This window comes from Tepidanaerobacter sp. EBM-38 (assembly GCA_001896545.1).
Taxonomy (GTDB): Bacteria; Bacillota; Thermosediminibacteria; order Thermosediminibacterales; family Tepidanaerobacteraceae; genus Tepidanaerobacter.
The window spans coordinates 11,760-26,389 of record MPOT01000106.1; the positions used below are offsets into that span (position 1 = coordinate 11,760).

The following is a 14,630-nucleotide window of genomic DNA, read 5'->3' on the forward strand; positions in this document are numbered from 1 at the left end:
AAAATACACCTCTAATCTTCTTTGAGCCAGGTTTTAAGCACCTTGGCAACTTCCTCAGGTTTTCTACGTGCAAGTTTCTCTATTTTATCATAAAAACTACTCTCTTTAACCTCTTGTGATTCGTCCTGCGTTTGAGTAGCTGCTGCCTGCTGCATTGCTAACATCTCATCGGAAATCATTTCTTCTTCACTTATTGCTTTCCTCCGATTTAAGATCGCTCGAATTATGATAAATGCCAAAATAATTGATAAAATAAGTCCAGCTATTTTAATATTCCTCATGCGTGCCTTTTCTTTTTGCTGACGTGCCATTTCATCCGCAAAAAACTTAGCCATATCATTTTTAAACTCCATACCTTCTACGGAAATCTGATCTCTATCAGGATTATAACCAATAGCATTGCCCACCACTTGGATAATCGAATCTTTCTCAGTATTATTTAATTCCTGATTTATAACTACTGAAACAGTTAGTTTGTCAACAGCTCCGGGCGCTACCGTAAGATTTTCGTTAGTTTCGTTTATCTCAAAGTTTCTTATAACTTCTGACCTTTGCTGTTCCGACTCACCGGTTTGAGTCTGGTTATATCCAGGTACATTTGAGTCGACTCCGGGAGTTCCTCCATAGGCACCACCTGTGCCGCTGAAATGCTCCTTTAATTCTTGAATGCTTCTAACTATTCCCTCGCCGGTTTCTTCATTAACAGGAGCAAATAGCTTGTTTTGTACAATCTTTTTGTCAAAATTAAGTTTGGCATTAACTCTCACAGCTACATTGCCTGGACCAAAGATTTGCTCAAGTAATGACTGGACACTAGCTTGAAGCTGATTTTGAAAATTATCTTGAATAACCAGCTGATTATTTATTAGTTCTTCATTATCTTCAGATTGTGAAAGAGCTGTATTGGAAAGTGTTTTGCCGTATTGATCCACAACCACTACATTTTCTTGTTTCATATTTTTTACCGAGTAAGTAACAAGATTAATTATGCCCATTATTTCTTCTTTAGTTATCTGAGCGCCGGGTTTAACCTCCAGGAAAATCGCGGCCGATGGTTCATGATTCGAGTCCGGTTCTATGAACAAAGATTTTTCCTGTTGGACAATATACACTCTAGCCGATTCAACTGACTCCATCATCTCTATGGCCTTAGTAAGTTCCCCTTGTAGTGCTTGGTTGTATTGTACCTGTCTTTCCCAGTCGGTAGTGCCAAGCCGTGTTTTATTGAACATTTCGTCAAATCCAGACGAATTGCTTTTAGGCAAACCTTCCTGCGCCAATGTTAACCTAGTCTTATATTTTTGTTCAGGATCTACTAATATGGTTTTTCCTCCGTCTTCAAGCTCGTATGGGACATTTAAATCTTCAAGTTTCTTTACTATTTCTCCGGCATCTTTTATATCCAGATTTGTATAAAGCGGTACATATTTTGGTCGACTTATAAGGTATAACATTATGCTTAAAATTACAATAACAGCTGTCACAGAAACTATAATCTTTACTTTTTGTGCCCTATCCCTGCTTTGCCAAAATTCAACAACTCGGTTCTTTAATTTTTGAAAATAATCCATTGCTTACACCTAGCCTACTACTATATCTGCATTCTCATAATTTCTTGATAAGCTTCCATGGCTTTATTACGTATTTGTAAAGTAAGCTCAAGTGCAATTTTGGCTTTTTCACCGGCAATAAGAACAGTATGTAGGTCAATCTCATCGCTGAAAACCTCTCGGCTGAGCAGAGATTCATATTCTTTTTGATATGTATTCGCCGATTCTAATACATCACTAAATATTTTGCCAAATGATTTATCCCCTTGAGTCTTTAATGCCCCGAAATTGTTATTTATATCTCTTGTATTATCAACTTCTATTTTCAATGGTCTGTCTCCTTTCGAACCATTATATCTTACTAATTTCGAGAGCTTTGCTCATCATGCTTTTTGCTGAATTAATAGCAGTTACATTAGCCTCATAGCTCCTAGCAGCAGATATCATATCTACCATTTCAGTAACAATATTTACATTGGGAAGCATCACATATCCCGATGGATCAGCGTCCGGATGTGTTGGATCATATAAAGCCTTAAACGGTGCAGTATCTTTCTCTATTGCTACCACCTTTACTCCTGCAGGTTTTTGCTGATTAAGGTAATTTGAAAAAGAAGTAGCTGTATTACGTTCTTGAAAGACAACTCTTTCTCTTTGAAAGGGACCTCCTTCTTCAGTTCGGGTTGTATTTGCATTAGCAATATTGTTCGAGATCGTGTCAAGTCTAAGCCTCTGCGCAGTCAGGCCTGAAGCACTGACATCCAAGGAATTAAAAAATCCCATAACCTACTTCCTCCCTTCACTAATAGCAGTTTGAAGAATTTTAAGGTTTGTTTGGATCTGATCAGATATAATATTATAGGAAAAATTATTTTTTATCATTTCCACCATTTCCTTGTCAATATCTACATTATTTTCATCATTCCTAAAACTACGGTCTTCCTGACGGTATATTTTCGGCTTTATATCCTCTAACTGTTTTTTTATCTCGATATGTTTATCATTTGTAGTAGTAAGTGGGATAGTACGCTTATTCAAGTCATTCATCAGTATTTCCTCAAAAGATATATCCATTCTTTTGTAGCCAGGTGTATCAACGTTAGCTAAATTATTGGAAATTAACTCGTGCCTCTTTAATTTTACATCTAATAATTTCTCCATCTTATTTATATTGCTAAATAAGTCAGTCAAGTCTTACCACCTTCCTAGATTTACTTTCATTTACTTTTTACGAAATTCTTACTTGTTTATGTAATATCACTTATCACTATCTAAAGTATAAATAAGTTACTTGTGAAATATAAAATATATGTTTTTTGGTTATTATGGAATTTATTGTTTATTATCAATATATATTAGACAAAAATCGGCAAAATCCTCCTTAAAATATTAAATACAAAGGTGTTTTTTCTATTTTTTGTAAAAAAACTAAGCAATCAATTCTGTTACATTTAATATTTGACATAAAACAACAAAACCCTGCCTTCTAAATAAAAAAAGCAGCAATTGCTGCTTTTTTTATTTAGAGTCTTAAATATTCATAAATACTTAAAAAGCCTGTTGTTTGACTAAGAAATTATTCACCTAGCCTCTTACCTTTTTTAATTCCTCCAAGAGTTTATCATTTAGGATTTTTATGTAAGTACCTTTCATGCCAAGCGAGCGAGATTCAATAACTCCAGCACTTTCAAGTTTTCTTAGTGCATTTACAATTACTGACCTTGTAATTCCTACTCTATCAGCTATTTTGCTAGCAACTAAAAGTCCTTCATTGCCATCTAATTCTTCAAAAATGTGTTCAACTGCTTCTAACTCCGAAAAAGATAAGGTTCCTATAGCTAACTGAACTACTGCTTTTTTTCTGGCCTCTTCTTCTATTTCATCGCTTTTTGATCTGAGTATTTCCATTCCTACTACAGTTGCACTGTATTCAGCTAGTACTAAGTCTTCTTCGGCAAATTCTTTTTTAAATCTAGACAGCACCAATGTACCAAGCCTTTCTCCACCACCATTGATAGGAACTATCGTCATGAATTTATCGGGGCCTGAATCATCTGTCTCATTAAAGAATATAGCTTCAGGGGAATCCTTCGTTATATTGGGTTTTGTTTCATGAATATCCAGCAGCTTGTCGTTATATTCTTTAGGAAGCATTTTCTCTTCTAAAATCTGTTCTTCAACGGTATCACATTCATAGTCTTCTAATAGATGGTATCCCAATATTTTACCCTTACGACTGGCTACATATGTGTTTGATGATAATACCTCACCTAGTGTTTTGCATACATCATTGAAATCTACGGGATATCCCGCCGATCTCTGTAAAAGTTTGTTAATCCTTCTTGTTTTTTCTAATAAGCTTTCACTCATTTAAATTCCTCCTAATTTTTAATACCTTTTACTTTTATGTTTTTTTATAAAATATACATACTGAGGTCTTTGTCTTTGACAATATTTTTTAACTTTTGATCGACATAATCTCTATCGATTATTATTTGACTTTGCAATAAATCAGGTGCATTGAAAGAAATATCCTCAAGTAATTTTTCCATAATTGTATGAAGTCGTCTTGCTCCTATGTTTTCAGATTCATGATTGACATGTACTGCCACTTTTACTATTTCATCAATAGCATCTTCGGAAAAACTAATTTTTATACCTTCGGTTTCAAGCAATGCAGTATATTGCTTAATTAATGAATTTTTAGGCTCTGTTAAAATCTTTTTTAAATCCTCTTCAGTCAAACTTTTCAGCTCTACTCGAATAGGAAAACGGCCTTGAAGCTCAGGTATCAAATCAGATGGCTTTGATACATGAAAAGCTCCTGCAGCTATAAATAATATATGATCGGTCTTTATGGGGCCATATTTTGTAACAACGGTAGAGCCTTCTATAATTGGTAATATATCTCTTTGAACACCTTCTCTGGAAACATCCTGACCATAGGATTCTTTACCGGCAATTTTATCTATTTCATCTATAAATATTATACCTGAACCCTCAGCTTTCCGAATAGACTCATTTATTACCTCATCCATATCTATCAGTTTTTGTGCTTCCTCTTGGGTCAAAATTCGCCGTGCATTCTCGATGGTGACAGTACACTTTTTTTGCGCTTAGGAAAAAGGCCTTCAAACAGATCTTGAAAGTTAATTCCGATTTCTTCCATACCAGATGCTGAAAATATTTCAAACATAGAAGGTAAATTATCTTCAATTTCAATTTCTATTAATTCTTTATCTAGACTTCCATTTTTTACTTTCTTCAAGATTTCTTTCTGATTTTCTCTTGCAATTTTTACTTTTTGTGTATGCATTTCTTCGTTATCAGTAGAATAATTCTGTTTTGAGCTGCCAAAAATTGTTTCAAAAGGGTTTACAGAAACTGTTTTTGTGGGAATCGGGCATAGTATAGCTGCAATTTTTTGATCAGCAAGTTCTTCTGCCCTATCTTTAACAGCCTCTATTTTCTCGTTTTTTACCATTCGTATAGATGTTTCTACTAAATCCCTTACCATAGAATCTACGTCTCTTCCTACATAGCCTACTTCAGTAAATTTAGTTGCTTCAACTTTTATAAAAGGTGCATTTACAAGTTTTGCAAGCCGTCTGGCTATTTCTGTCTTACCTACACCAGTAGGCCCTATCATTAAAATATTTTTGGGAATTACTTCGTCTTTTATCTCATCGGAAAGCATTTGCCGCCTATATCTATTTCTAAGAGCTATAGCAACCGATTTTTTTGCATCTTCTTGCCCTACAATGTAATTATTAAGCTCTTCTACAATTTTTTTTGGTGTTAGATTTTCCATGACCATCACCTCACTACAGAGACTCAACGGAAATATAATTATTAGTATAAACACATATTTCTGATGCTATCTTTAAAGATTCCTCAACTATTTTTTCTGCCGGCAAGTCCGAATAACGATTTAATGCTCTAGCCGCAGCTAAAGCATAAGAACCACCTGAACCTATAGCTGCTATCCCATCATCCGGTTCAACAACCTCTCCATTACCCGAAATAATTAATATATGCTCTTTATCTGCAGTAATTAGCAACGCCTCTAATTTTTGCAACATTTTATCCTTGCGCCATTCCTTAGCAAGCTCAACCGCAGCTTTTACAAGATTACCATGGGTCTCCTCAAGCTTGTCTTCATATTTTTCAAAAAGAGTAATTGCATCAGCTACAGAGCCGGCAAAGCCAGCTAAAACCTCACCATTATATATTTTCCTTACTTTTTTTGCATGATGCTTCATTATAGTATTTTGTCCAAAAGTAACCTGTCCGTCTCCGGCAATAGCAGCACCTTTTTCATTCACCATCGCTAAAATAGTTGTCGCCGAAAACATCTTAAATCCCCTTTCACATCTTCAGTTGGTTTTATTATGAGGGAAAGTTTTATCATATACTTCCTTCAATCTTTCTTTTGTCACATGTGTATAAATTTGCGTTGTAGATAGGCTTGAATGCCCCAATAGCTCTTGAACCGTTTTTAAATCTGCACCATTATTAAGCATATGCGTAGCAAAAGTGTGTCTTAGTGTATGAGGACTGACTTCACTGTTTAGTGCAGCAATTTTTACATATTTATCGATAATTCTCCTAATGCTTCTAGCAGAAATTGCTGTCCCATTTTTATTGAGAAACAAACTATCGTAATTAATATCTTTTATTAAAAATGGCCTACTCTCTTTTAAATATTTCTCTAAACTTTCCTCAGCCTTTTGCCCAAAAAAAACAACTCGCTCTTTTGAACCTTTACCAAAAACAATTATATAATTAGAACCGAAATTTATATCGCTAGTTTTTAGCAAAACCAATTCTCCCACTCTCATTCCAGTTGCATATAAAAGTTCCATAATTGCTTTATCTCTAATGCCTAAAACATCATTTTTCGGTGCTGAAAGAAGCGCTTCGATCTCTCCAGGATATAAAAAAAGTGGAAGTTTTTTTGATGTCTTGGGTGTGCTAATTGATTTTGCTATATTTTCTTGGACAAAACCCTCAACTACTAAATACTTATAAAAACTTCTTAGTGTAGAAAGCTTCCTTGCTGTAGTTCTTTTTGAAATCTTTTTTTCTTGAAGATATGCTAAAAAGCCTCTAATATGCAAATGAGTTGCATTAATGAGAATCGGTTCAGATAGTTTTTTTTGTTTTAAATATTCAAGAAACTGAGAAAGGTCTTCACTATAAGCTTTAATTGTATTTTGTGATTCAGTTTTCGTTGCCCTCAAGTAATCTATAAAGCTGTCTATCAATGCTTCATCCATAAGTCTAAAACCTCTCAACTAATAACATTTAATATACTACCATAACATTTTAATTAATGCAAGATTAAATTCTAAATTATTTATATATTGTCTTGTTATTTTCTTTTGAAAAAACTTTTTCATATTCAATAAATTGTCTAATTGAATCTAGTGCCCTTTGACTTAAGAGACTCTTCTTTAATTTACTTGATTTTATATCATTTTGCAATGGAGGTAAAATACCAAAATTTGCTTTCATGGGTTGAAAATTTTCAGGACTAGAAGATGTTATAAAATTTAACAAAGCACCGGTCATGGTTTCAAGTGGTAAAGCAATAGGGTCTACTTTTCTAATAAACCTTTCCATGTTTATTCCTGCAACAATTCCGGAAGCTGCTGATTCGATATATCCTTCAACTCCCGTTATTTGACCGGCAAAAAACAGTCCACGTAAAGCCTTAAATTCTAGAGTTGGTTTTAAATAAAGAGGGCTTGCTATAAACGTATTTCTGTGTATGAAACCATAGCGTATAAATTCAGCCTTTTTCATTCCGGGAATAAGGCTAAATACTCTTTTTTGTTCCCCCCATTTTAAACTGGTTTGAAAGCCAACCATATTAAATAATGTACCTTTGGCATTTTCTTTCCTCAATTGCACAACAGCATAAGGCTGTTTTCCAGTAGCAGGATCAAATATGCCCACAGGTTTTAAAGGACCAAAAAGCAAGGTTTTATACCCACGTTTAGCCATTACTTCTATAGGCATGCAACCTTCGAAAAAAATCGGTTTTTCGAATTCTTTCAAAGGATAGGTTTCTGCATTAATTAGCTCATTGTAAAAAGTATCATATTCATCATGAGTAAATGGTAAATTCACATAATCAGCTTCACCTTTATTATATCTTGAACCCCAAAAGGCTTTATCCCAATCAAGTGATTCGCTGGTAATAATCGGAGCCGCAGCATCATAAAAATAAAGATATTCTTTTTTTAACAGTTTGGCAAGAGCTGTCGACATGCCTTCAGAGGTAAGAGGACCCGTAGCAATAATCGTAGGGGTGGATGGTATCTCACATATTTCTTTTATATGAAGCTCTATATTAGGATGATTTTTTATTAGTTCAGTTACTTTTGAGGAAAATAATTCCCTATCTACAGCCAAGGCAGAACCGGCAGGAATACTCGTCATATCTGCAACTTTCATGATAATTGAGTCCATGGCCCTCATTTCTTGTTTTAACAAACCGGCGGCATTGGTAATTTCATTGGAACGGAGTGAATTACTGCATACCAATTCCGCCAGCTTATCAGTAAGATGAGCTGGCGTTGTTTTAACCGGTCTCATTTCAAAAAGATCCACTTTAATCCCATTTTGTGCCAGGTGCCATGCCGCTTCACATCCGGCTAGACCACCTCCTATAACATTAACACGTTCCATGTGGCCACCTCATACATCTTATTTTGAATCATACCCACATTCTTTATTAGTACAAACTTTATGTTCTCCATTTTTTGTTTTCTTTATTACCATTAAAGCTCCACATTTCGGACAAGGTTCATCACTCGGTTTATTCCATGACACAAATTTACAATTGGGATAATTAGAGCAACCATAAAAAGTTCTTCCTCGTTTAGATTTTCTTACTATAAGATTACCACCACATTGTGGGCATTTTACTCCAATTTCGGTTATAATAGGTTTCGTATTTTTGCACTCTGGAAATCCCGGGCATGCTAAAAATTTGCCGTATCTCCCATTCTTTATAACCATATTTCTTCCACAAAACTCGCACTTTTCATCGCTTACTTCATCTTCAATTTTAACCTTTTTTAATTCTTGTTCAGCAATTTTTAACTTTTTTTCAAAAGAAGTATAAAATGATTCAAGCAGTTCCTGACGTTTCTGATGACCCGACTCGATTTTATCCAGTTTTTCTTCCATTTCTGCCGTGAAATCTATATCCACTATATCACTGAAAAATTCTTGTAAAATCTGCACTACGATTTCTCCTAGTTCTGTCGGTTTAAAACGTCCTTTTTCTTTTTCCACATACCCGCGTTTTTGTATAACATCAATAGTAGGCGCATAAGTGCTGGGCCTACCTATACCCTTCTCTTCAAGAACTTTTACCAACATAGCTTCAGTATATCTGGGTGGTGGTTGTGTAAAATGTTGTTCCGGAATTAATTTTAGTAACTTGAGAACCTGACCTTTTTTTAATTGTGGAATTTTGCTGTCATCTTTTTCAGAATCTTCATCAGAACCTTCTGTATATAATAACATAAAGCCTGGAAATTTGACAGTTGAGCCTGAAACTTTGAAAATATATTCTCCCGCCCTGATACTAACAGATACTGTATCATATACAGCAGCTGCCATTTGACTACTTACAAATCTATCCCAGATAAGCTTATACAACTTATATTGATCCCTTGTAAGTGAGTCTTTTACTTTTTCAGGTGTTCTCAGCACTGATGTAGGTCTAATACCTTCATGAGCATCTTGCACATTTTTTTTATTGTTTTTGCGCGCCGTATACCCACTGCCTAAATATTCCTTACCATAGTTATGCCCTATATATTCTGCCGCTTCCTTCTTAGCTTGTTCAGATACTCTTGTAGAATCCGTTCTCATATAAGTTATTAATCCTACTGCGCCTTCTCCTTTTATATCCAAGCCCTCATATAATTGCTGTGCAATCATCATGGTTTTTTTAGCCGTAAATCCAAGCTTTCGAGCTGCTTCCTGCTGCATGCTGCTAGTTGTAAAAGTAAGAGGAGGCATCTTCCTTCTTTCACTAGTCTTTATTTCGGCAACTTCAAAAGTTTTATTCTTTATTTCCTCTAGAATCATATCTGCTTGTTCTTTATTTTCAATTTTTATTTTCTTATTATTTTTTGAATGAAGGCGAGCTCTAATTTTATCTTTATCGCCTTTTAAATCAGCATCAATAGTCCAATACTCATCAGGAATAAATTCTTTTATTTCCTTTTCTCTGTCACAGATAATTCTAACAGCAACTGATTGCACTCTGCCTGCGCTAAGACCCCATTTTACTTTTCTCCACAATATTGGGCTAATCTTATACCCCACTAATCTATCCAAGATTCTTCTGGCTTGCTGTGCCTCAACTAAATCTGTATTTATCGTTCTGGGATTTTTGAGGGATTCTAAAACAGCATTTTTTGTGATCTCATAAAATTCTATGCGGCATGGTTCACTTTCCGGTATGTCTAAAGCATTTGCTAAGTGCCAGGAAATAGCTTCACCTTCCCTATCCGGGTCAGTGGCTAATAATATTTTATCGGCTTTCGCCGCCTCTTTTTTTAAATTGTTAAGGAGCGGGCCTTTACCTCGTATCGTAATATATTTAGGCATAAATCCTGATTCGATATCTATACCTAATTGACTTTTCGGTAAGTCCTTTATATGACCCATTGAAGCCTCAATCTTGTAATTTTTACCTAAATACTTGCTTAGGGTTTTTGCTTTTGCTGGAGATTCCACAATAATTAAAGATTTAGCCATTTAAAATCACCTTTTACGCATCATAGCCATCATTGATAATAGCTTTCTCATATTATAATAACTTTTTAATATAAAAGTCAATTTCTAACAAAATATCCTCCAGGAAGAGCTGATATACAGCCTTTAAGTTCAAGGCAAGTCAATACAGCATTTACTTCCTGTGAATTTCTAAGTGATAAGTTTATTATTTGCTCAATTTGAATGGGTTGATAATCTATTACTTCTAAAATACTCTTCTCGGTTTCACTAAGATTTTGTAAATTTACACTATCTGCTGTATTTGTATTAGAGTTTTTAGGACTTTCTAAGTATAGCTCGTCTAATATATCATCAATGCTTTCTACCAGTTTTGCTCCCTGCTTAATTAGCTTATGAGTTCCTCGACTGTATGGATTAAAAATACTGCCGGGAATTGCAAAAACTTCCCTGCCTTGTTCCAATGAAAAGTCAGCTGTTATTAACGAGCCACTTTTTTCAGCAGCTTCTACTACTAAAGTGCCTAGAGATAATCCACTGATAATGCGATTCCTCGCAGGGAAATTTACAGCTTGCGGCGGTGTCCCTAGAGGAAAACTAGAAATCACACAACCACATTTTAATATTTCTTTCATTAAACTTATATTCTCAGGCGGATAGATAATATCTATTCCGCAGCCAAAAACCGCTGTAGTAGGACCACCTGCATCAATAGCTCCTTTATGCGCAAATGAGTCAATTCCACGAGCCATACCGCTAACTATGTTTATGGTTAGTGAAGCTAATTCTTTTGCAAACTTCATAGCAACATTTTTGCCATATGCAGATGCTTTTCTAGATCCAACTATAGCTATAGATTTGTTATGTAGAAAAGCTATCTCACCCTTTGTGTAAAGAACTGGAGGTGGATCATAGATCTGTTTTAGCAACTCAGGGTATTCTTTATCTAATAAAGTTACTATTTTTATTCCTAATTGGTTCGCTCGTTCTATTTCTCTGTTTGGATCAACTTTTTTCCTGTATTCTATTATTTTTTCACATATTATTTTTCCAATCCCAGGTATTTCTAATAAATCTTCAGGCTTAGCTTTTAAAAAATCATCATAGCATTTAAACTCTTCAGCTAGGCTTTGTATCTTAATAGAACCAAGCTTAGGAATTGCATTTAAAGCTATTAAAAGCGCATTGTCCGCCATAATTACCTCCAAAGTTAATATTCTATTCCTGGCTGAGCGGCAATTCCTTGTTTGTAATGGTGTTTAATCTCACGCACTTCACTTATCATATCGGCCTTTTCCAAGATTTTATCCGAAGCATATCTACCAGTCAAAACTATAGTTGTATGCTCAGGTTTCAGCTCTATTAAATTAAGGACTTCTTGTTCCGATAATAAACCATAATCTACTGCTACATTAATCTCATCTAATATAACCAAATCGTATTTTCCGGATGATATAATATTTTTTGCAAGGTTTAAACCTTCTTTAGCCAGACTTAAATCTTGTAAGCTGGGATTTCCTTTTATGACAAATGTGTCTAAACCCTTTTGAACCAATTCAATGTTTGGAAGATAACGTTTTATGGCTTTTACCTCTCCGTATTTTTCATCACCTTTCATAAATTGTATAATATAAACTTTTTCTCCGTGACCTACGGCACGCAAAGCTAGACCTAAAGAAGCTGTAGTTTTACCCTTTCCGTCTCCGGTATATACTAAAACTAATCCTTTTTTATTTTGCATTAAATTTTTCCTCCTTTCAGCACTTTGTTATATTTTAAGATTTTGATAATATTTATCTATATTTCTGTATTGAAGAGCTTCTGCTAAATGACTTTCTTTAATTAAGCGCTTACCATCTAAATCCGCTATGGTTCTAGCAACCTTCAATATTTTGCTGTGAGCTCGAGCACTTAGTTTCATGCTTTTGAATGCTTCTTTCATTAGAATTTTACCACTTTTATCTAATTTGCAGTGCTTATTCATTAAAGCTGGAGTAAGTTGTGAATTGAAGTATATATTGCATTCTTTATATCTCTCCAATTGCATCAGCCTTGCATCTTCAACCCGCTTTTTAATAGTCATCGAATCAGTAGTCGAAGGGCCTTCTAAATCTGAAAACTTGACCGGCGCCACTTCCAATTGTAAATCAATTCTATCCATCAGAGGGCCTGAGATTTTTGAAAGATATTTTTGGATTTGGTGCAGCGAACAAGTACATTCATGAAATGGATCCCCAAAAAATCCACATTGACATGGATTCATAGAGCCGACCATCATAAATTTGGCAGGATATGTAATGGTTGCATTTGCCCTAGCAATTGTAACCTTTTCATCTTCCAGCGGCTGACGTAAAAGCTCAAGTATGTCTCTTGGGAATTCCGGAATCTCGTCTAGGAAAAGCACGCCGTGGTGTGCTAAAGTGATTTCTCCCGGCTTAGGAATACGACCACCGCCGACCATTCCCACAGCAGAAATTGTGTGATGAGGGAATCTAAAAGGTCTTTTCTTAATCAACCCCGAATGATTAGAAATCAGGCCTGCAATGCTGTAAATTTTTGTAAGTTCTAATGACTCTTCGAAAGTCATTGAGGGAAGAATGGTCGGGATACGTCTTGCTATCATAGTTTTACCTGAGCCGGGTGGACCAATCATAAGCACATTATGGTGTCCTGCGGCAGCTATTTCAAGGCATCTCTTTAAATTTTCCTGACCTTTTACTTCAGAAAAATCTCCATCAAATGCAGTATCATTATCCTGCGTCTTGCATCTTAAAAAATCTTTATCCACAATTTTGTTTGTTTTATACTCCCCTTTAAAGTAAGCAACCGCATCCTTTAAAGAATTAACGCCGATTGCTTCCACACCATCTATAACAGCTGCTTCTTCCATATTCTCCCATGGAACGATAACACCCTTTAATCCGCTTTCTTTAACTGCAATTACCATAGGTAAAACACCGTTCACAGGTCTTATCCGGCCATCTAAAGAAAGCTCTCCTATCACTGCATATTCATTTAATGTATCAGAAGGCATTTGTTCTGTAGCTGCCAATATTCCCAGAGCTATAGGCAAATCAAAATGAGGTCCTTCTTTCCTTATATCTGCCGGTGCAAGATTAAGCGTAATCCTTTTTATGGGAAAATTAAATTCTTGATTTTTAATGGCTGCCCTTACTCGTTCTTTTGACTCTCTGACGGCAATATCAGGTAACCCAACTATATCAAAAGCCGGGAGACCACTTGAAATATCGACTTCTACATCTACTAAAAAACTTTCAAGTCCATATATAGAGCAGCTTTTCACCTGGGCTAGCATGAAATCACTCCCTAAAAGGCATTTTCAATATGTTCTATTTCAACAGTATACTCATCAACTATCAATATATCTATTACATCAAATCTAATATCATTAAAACCTGGAGAATTCCCTTTAAGATAATATAATGCAACTTTTTTTATTTTCTGTTGTTTATTATAATTTACTGCTTCCATGCCTTTTCCATAATTTGTAGACCTTCTGGTTTTAACTTCAATAAAAACAATATTTTTTCTATCTCGTGCTACAATATCTATTTCTCCATATCTACAACTGAAATTCATTTGAAGAATTTTATAATGTTTCTTTTTTAAATATTCGGCTGCATACTTCTCACCGGCTGCTCCAATTTCTTTAGTATTCAATTTTGTATTTCCAACCCCTTTACGGAAAAACTCCGGCGATGAATAGGACAGATACCATGTTTTTTAATTGAGTTTATATGCTCTTTGGTGCCATATCCCTTATTCCTTATAAAACCATATTCAGGATAAACAAGATCGTATTTTCTCATTATCCTGTCTCTTTCCACTTTAGCTACTATAGAGGCCGCTGCTATGCATGCACAGATATTATCTCCATGTATTATAGATTCTTGTGGCACAGCAATATCTGGTATTTTCAATGCATCGACTAAAATATATTCAGGTTTAACAGGGAGTTTCTCAACTGCATTTTTCATGGCCATTAAGGTTGAATTTAAAATATTATATTTATCTATGTAATCAGCATCGATAACATCATAGGCATAGGCAACTGCCCTTTTCTTTATATCCTCATAAACTTCTTCTCGTTTCTTTTCACTTATTTTTTTCGAATCCTTTAAATTTAATATTTCTGTATCCAAAACCAAAATAACAGCTGCTGCCACTACCGGTCCTGCCAAAGGTCCCCGACCTGCCTCATCTATGCCTGCAACCAGTGTAAAGCCTTCTTGTTTTAATTTTCGTTCCCTATCATACAGCTTTAATATTCTAGCCCGCTCTTTTTCTATATCCATT

The 14,630-nt window shown here is 35.1% G+C and carries 13 protein-coding genes and 2 pseudogenes; all 15 read right to left on the reverse strand.

What is annotated here, in order from left to right:
* Positions 1 to 11 precede the first annotated feature (11 nt).
* Positions 12 to 1,571 carry a flagellar basal-body MS-ring/collar protein FliF gene (gene fliF / locus BUC45_RS11540; RefSeq protein WP_296972488.1) on the reverse strand — a complete coding sequence of 520 codons (1,560 nt, stop codon included), beginning with the start codon at positions 1,569 to 1,571 and terminating at the stop codon, positions 12 to 14.
* A gap of 20 nt (positions 1,572 to 1,591) precedes the next feature.
* A complete protein-coding gene (gene fliE, locus BUC45_RS11545) occupies positions 1,592 to 1,879 on the reverse strand; it encodes a flagellar hook-basal body complex protein FliE (protein ID WP_296972491.1) in 288 nt (95 codons plus the stop codon).
* 22 nt (positions 1,880 to 1,901) lie between these two features.
* On the reverse strand, positions 1,902 to 2,333 hold the full coding sequence (gene flgC / locus BUC45_RS11550; RefSeq protein WP_296972494.1) for a flagellar basal body rod protein FlgC: 432 nt from the start codon (positions 2,331 to 2,333) through the stop codon (positions 1,902 to 1,904).
* A gap of 3 nt (positions 2,334 to 2,336) precedes the next feature.
* Complete coding sequence (gene flgB, locus BUC45_RS11555; RefSeq protein ID WP_296972495.1) at positions 2,337 to 2,741, reverse strand: flagellar basal body rod protein FlgB; 405 nt, start codon at positions 2,739 to 2,741, stop codon at positions 2,337 to 2,339.
* A gap of 393 nt (positions 2,742 to 3,134) precedes the next feature.
* The gene (gene codY / locus BUC45_RS11560) at positions 3,135 to 3,920 is read right to left on the reverse strand and encodes a GTP-sensing pleiotropic transcriptional regulator CodY (protein ID WP_296972497.1); all 786 of its coding nucleotides are present in this window, start codon (positions 3,918 to 3,920) and stop codon (positions 3,135 to 3,137) included.
* A gap of 44 nt (positions 3,921 to 3,964) precedes the next feature.
* Positions 3,965 to 5,361 (reverse strand): annotated as a pseudogene (hslU, locus tag BUC45_RS12085) (ATP-dependent protease ATPase subunit HslU).
* A gap of 13 nt (positions 5,362 to 5,374) precedes the next feature.
* A complete protein-coding gene (gene hslV / locus BUC45_RS11575) occupies positions 5,375 to 5,905 on the reverse strand; it encodes an ATP-dependent protease subunit HslV (RefSeq protein ID WP_296972502.1) in 531 nt (176 codons plus the stop codon).
* A gap of 21 nt (positions 5,906 to 5,926) precedes the next feature.
* Positions 5,927 to 6,829, reverse strand: a complete 903-nt coding sequence (xerC, locus tag BUC45_RS11580) for a tyrosine recombinase XerC (RefSeq protein ID WP_296972504.1) — start codon at positions 6,827 to 6,829, stop codon at positions 5,927 to 5,929.
* Positions 6,830 to 6,905: 76 nt separating this feature from the next.
* Positions 6,906 to 8,246, reverse strand: a complete 1,341-nt coding sequence (gene trmFO / locus BUC45_RS11585) for an FADH(2)-oxidizing methylenetetrahydrofolate--tRNA-(uracil(54)-C(5))-methyltransferase TrmFO (RefSeq protein ID WP_296972507.1) — start codon at positions 8,244 to 8,246, stop codon at positions 6,906 to 6,908.
* A gap of 18 nt (positions 8,247 to 8,264) precedes the next feature.
* Positions 8,265 to 10,337, reverse strand: coding sequence for a type I DNA topoisomerase (gene topA, locus BUC45_RS11590; protein WP_296972508.1), 2,073 nt, complete (start codon positions 10,335 to 10,337; stop codon positions 8,265 to 8,267).
* A 77-nt stretch (positions 10,338 to 10,414) separates the two neighbouring features.
* On the reverse strand, positions 10,415 to 11,509 hold the full coding sequence (gene dprA, locus BUC45_RS11595) for a DNA-processing protein DprA (RefSeq protein WP_296972511.1): 1,095 nt from the start codon (positions 11,507 to 11,509) through the stop codon (positions 10,415 to 10,417).
* 14 nt (positions 11,510 to 11,523) lie between these two features.
* A pseudogene (gene cobO / locus BUC45_RS11600) lies at positions 11,524 to 12,060 on the reverse strand (cob(I)yrinic acid a,c-diamide adenosyltransferase); the annotation flags it as partial.
* Between the two features lie 21 nt (positions 12,061 to 12,081).
* Positions 12,082 to 13,629 carry a YifB family Mg chelatase-like AAA ATPase gene (locus BUC45_RS11605; RefSeq protein WP_296972513.1) on the reverse strand — a complete coding sequence of 516 codons (1,548 nt, stop codon included), beginning with the start codon at positions 13,627 to 13,629 and terminating at the stop codon, positions 12,082 to 12,084.
* Between the two features lie 11 nt (positions 13,630 to 13,640).
* On the reverse strand, positions 13,641 to 13,994 hold the full coding sequence (locus BUC45_RS11610) for a YraN family protein (protein ID WP_296972515.1): 354 nt from the start codon (positions 13,992 to 13,994) through the stop codon (positions 13,641 to 13,643).
* Positions 13,991 to 14,629, reverse strand: coding sequence for a ribonuclease HII (locus BUC45_RS11615; RefSeq protein WP_296972517.1), 639 nt, complete (start codon positions 14,627 to 14,629; stop codon positions 13,991 to 13,993). The genes BUC45_RS11610 and BUC45_RS11615 overlap by 4 nt, the downstream gene beginning before the upstream one ends.
* Between the last annotated feature and the right edge of the window lies 1 nt (position 14,630).

Coding starts and splice junctions, on each gene's coding strand:
- fliF (WP_296972488.1), bottom strand. CDS start 1,571: ATGGATTATTTTCAAAAATTAAAGAACCGAGTTGTTGAATTTTGGCAA.
- flgC (WP_296972494.1), bottom strand. CDS start 2,333: ATGGGATTTTTTAATTCCTTGGATGTCAGTGCTTCAGGCCTGACTGCG.
- codY (WP_296972497.1), bottom strand. CDS start 3,920: ATGAGTGAAAGCTTATTAGAAAAAACAAGAAGGATTAACAAACTTTTA.
- hslV (WP_296972502.1), bottom strand. CDS start 5,905: ATGTTTTCGGCGACAACTATTTTAGCGATGGTGAATGAAAAAGGTGCT.
- xerC (WP_296972504.1), bottom strand. CDS start 6,829: ATGGATGAAGCATTGATAGACAGCTTTATAGATTACTTGAGGGCAACG.
- trmFO (WP_296972507.1), bottom strand. CDS start 8,246: ATGGAACGTGTTAATGTTATAGGAGGTGGTCTAGCCGGATGTGAAGCG.
- topA (WP_296972508.1), bottom strand. CDS start 10,337: ATGGCTAAATCTTTAATTATTGTGGAATCTCCAGCAAAAGCAAAAACC.
- dprA (WP_296972511.1), bottom strand. CDS start 11,509: ATGGCGGACAATGCGCTTTTAATAGCTTTAAATGCAATTCCTAAGCTT.
- BUC45_RS11605 (WP_296972513.1), bottom strand. CDS start 13,629: ATGCTAGCCCAGGTGAAAAGCTGCTCTATATATGGACTTGAAAGTTTT.
- BUC45_RS11615 (WP_296972517.1), bottom strand. CDS start 14,629: ATGGATATAGAAAAAGAGCGGGCTAGAATATTAAAGCTGTATGATAGG.